The organism is Synergistaceae bacterium, assembly GCA_017443945.1.
GTDB lineage: Bacteria > Synergistota > Synergistia > Synergistales > Aminobacteriaceae > JAFUXM01.
The window spans coordinates 1-3,111 of the sequence record JAFSXS010000040.1 but is presented as its reverse complement, the minus strand read 5'-3'; the positions used below and the strand labels follow the sequence as shown (position 1 = coordinate 3,111).

Sequence of the window (3,111 nt, the reverse complement as noted above, 5' to 3'; positions counted from 1 at the left end):
CCCTTAAACCCCCTCCCCACCCAGTAATCGCGATCCAGCAGTTAATAATCACATTCACAAATTAAAATCGTCGTCTCCTTCCCTGAATGACTGAACTGACTCGCGGGGTACAAACGCTTGATTATACTTTTTAGCGAACGAGTAAATTTCTGGCGGCTTAATGCTTTATGCCCGGACTTGTCGCACCATTCTTTATATTCCGCGTAAACACTCGTGATAAAGATTCTGTCATTCAATTTGTCCGGCAAAATCTCTTCACGGAAAAACGCATCAACGGGATCAATTATCTGCGTGAACTCGTCCATAATTTCGCTCTGTTCATTTGTGAGGGTGAACTCTAAAGACTGCATTAAAATTTTGTAGCCTCTGTAAGTCCAGTTAAAAATTCCGGGTAATTCTTTAATAAGAGTGTCATACAAATTTTTGTCAGCTTCGGAGCCTTCAAATGTGCGGTTAAAATTTATGAAAATTATGCGCCTGAGAAAACCTTTAGTCGAGTCGTTCGAGTTAATAAATTTATTGCAGGCGAACACCATTTTTGCGCGCGGAGCAAACTCGATAAAATCCTGACCCTTATAGCACGCTGAAATTTGGTCTCCTGCGACAATGGATTTAAAACGGGCTTCAGCACTCTTAATATTTGTCTCGGTCTCATTGGCAAAGTTCACGAGTGAATGCAATAATCTTATCGGTTCAAACTGTCCATCCAGGTTAGAAATTTCAACAGTGGAGCAATTCTCAGCGCCAAAAACTTGTCTGAGCACATTAATAAAAACGCTTTTCCCGTTACTGCCGTCCCCCATCAAGAAAAAACATTTTTGCAGCCGGCAATCTGGAAATAAAATATATCCGGCCAATTCTTGTAATAATTGCATTTTCTGAGTGTCATTATTCATGATCTCCGAGATAAATTTATCCCAACGCGGGCATTTTGCGAACGGTTCATAATTATAAGCCATTTGGATTGACGACAAATAAGACTCGTCATGAGGTTTGAGCTCGCCTGTTTGTAAATCGAGAATGCCGTTTTTGAAGTTCACGATATTTAATTTATTGAACTCATACTCGCAAGTTATCTGTGAGCGCAAATAACGCAAGAGACTCCCGAATTTCTGGCCGGTTGAAAATCTTCCTAGCTCGCGGCTAAAATATTTTGAAATCGCATTATCGGAACGCAAACGCCAAGCGCCTGACTCATATTCATAAAAGCCGACTTTTTCGACAAATTTTAATTTATATTTCTTGAGGACGGATTCAATTATGAGACTTTCTGCCGGACATTTAGTAGCGATTAATTTAACGGCCTTCAACCAGTCTGGTGAAAACTGTCCGCACGAGTCAAATAATTCTGCTAAATCTGCTGAATCGACATAACGTGCTGCCTGACATACAAAATTTTTAAATTCTTTGCGGTCGGTGATTCTTTGACCCAGCTGCGTTATGCCTGAGTGCGCGTTTTTCACGAGTAAATATAAATCTCCGTTATCGCAATAATAATCGCTGACATCTTTAATGCCTGTTGGGAGTTCGCCGCAGACGAAATTAATTCTATTAGCGAACATCATTTTACACATTGCGAGTGTGAAATTATTTCCGGCGGAGTCATTATCAAAGCAAATAAAGACTTGTTCAATTTCGGAAGAACGCGCGATATCGATTATTTCTTGATTACTGCGTTTGTTGAAGTAACCTCCGATAGGGCTCAAGCATTTAAATCCGCACTGTTCAAAGCTCATGACATCGAACGCGCCTTCAGCAATGACTAAAATTTTTTCAATGTCGAGATTATATTTTTCCTGCGCCATTTGTGATAAGTGCTGCATTAATTTTCTATGAGCATGAGTAAGAGTGTGGAGACCCCAAGGGATATTTTCATTATAGCTATCAAGGGGAGCTTTCTTATATTTTGCGCGTGTTTTATCAGGAGGAGTATGCCTATCACGACCCGCGTAATAGGCAGTGTAACCGTTCTTAAAATATGGGATTGTTAAGCGCTCTTCTTGAGAGTCATAGCCTAACTTTAGCCGTTCTATTGTATCACAGTTTATTTTTCTGCTCGATAAATATTCGAGATCTTCGGGGCGCAAATGTTCGTGCCAGTATTGAATTTTTGCATTTAATTTTTCGGTGTAATCGATCCAGCTTTGATTATTAATTTTTTCGTCGGGGTCATAATAACCAGTGATGCCGGCCAGATATTTTATTGCGAGTCCTTTGTCGCCGTCAAACATGGAGTGTGCGCACAAGTCTATAACATCGCCAAATAATCCCGTCTTGAAGTCTTTAAAAGTGTTTTCATGGACTATCAAAGCGGTTTTATTTTCGCTGCCTGGCGCCATTGAGATTGTGCGGTCTCCGTCTTTATTGATTGGCCAGTTTAAATTATTGTGCGCGAAATCTAGGCATGTTATGTGATCTTTAATGAATTGGATCTTGTTGGACTTCATGATTTATCACCTTTTTTGCTGCCTTGATAACAATTTTTCTTTGTCCCAAAATCTTGCGCCGTCTACGATTTTATCTGCCGGATAAATTCCCTGTTCGTGTAATAATAAAAATTTTTCGGGCGATATATTCAAGAATGCCGCCGATTGAGTCCAGTTTAAATATTTACTCACAGTTAATCCCTTCTTTCTTGCAATAATGCGACATTTCGCGCGTGATATACCAATGAGCTTTTATCAGATCATTTATATAATCCTTGCCGGTTTTCTTGCTTGCACGTGCGATATATTTTATGACATTGCCGAGATTAAAATTTAACTCGAACGCGTCAATAAAGTCAATTGCTTCAAATTTTCCGTCTCCTGATTTATAATAGTCAGGACTGTTATTTTTTTGCTTTTGTTGTTCGTAATATTGTAAATGTTCCTCTGCTACATTCATAATACAAAATCTCTCCTTCAATAAATGACGGGTAGGGGAAAAGCCCCCGCCCAATTTTTTATTAGTTGAACAGTGTCAAATCAGTTAATTTCTTGTACCGGTTGCAGATAATGTCGCAGTAGTCCGGAGAAATTTCCATCATGAGACAAGTTCTGTTTACCATTTCGCACGCAATTAAAGTTGTCCCTGAGCCTCCGAAGCAGTCTAGAATAATATCATTTTCTT

At 39.4% G+C, this 3,111-nt stretch carries 3 protein-coding genes; all 3 read right to left on the bottom strand.

What is annotated here, in order from left to right; translation table 11 throughout:
* Window positions 1-41: 41 nt before the first annotated feature.
* Window positions 42-2,339, bottom strand: a complete 2,298-nt coding sequence (locus IJT21_04185; protein ID MBQ7577452.1) for a toprim domain-containing protein — start codon at window positions 2,337-2,339, stop codon at window positions 42-44.
* 114 nt (window positions 2,340-2,453) lie between these two features.
* Window positions 2,454-2,618: a hypothetical protein gene (locus tag IJT21_04180; protein ID MBQ7577451.1), complete on the bottom strand. Its 165-nt coding sequence runs from the start codon at window positions 2,616-2,618 to the stop codon at window positions 2,454-2,456.
* Window positions 2,611-2,886, bottom strand: coding sequence for a DUF3310 domain-containing protein (locus IJT21_04175; protein ID MBQ7577450.1), 276 nt, complete (start codon window positions 2,884-2,886; stop codon window positions 2,611-2,613). Before IJT21_04175 ends, IJT21_04180 begins: the two co-directional genes overlap by 8 nt.
* Window positions 2,887-3,111: the final 225 nt, after the last annotated feature.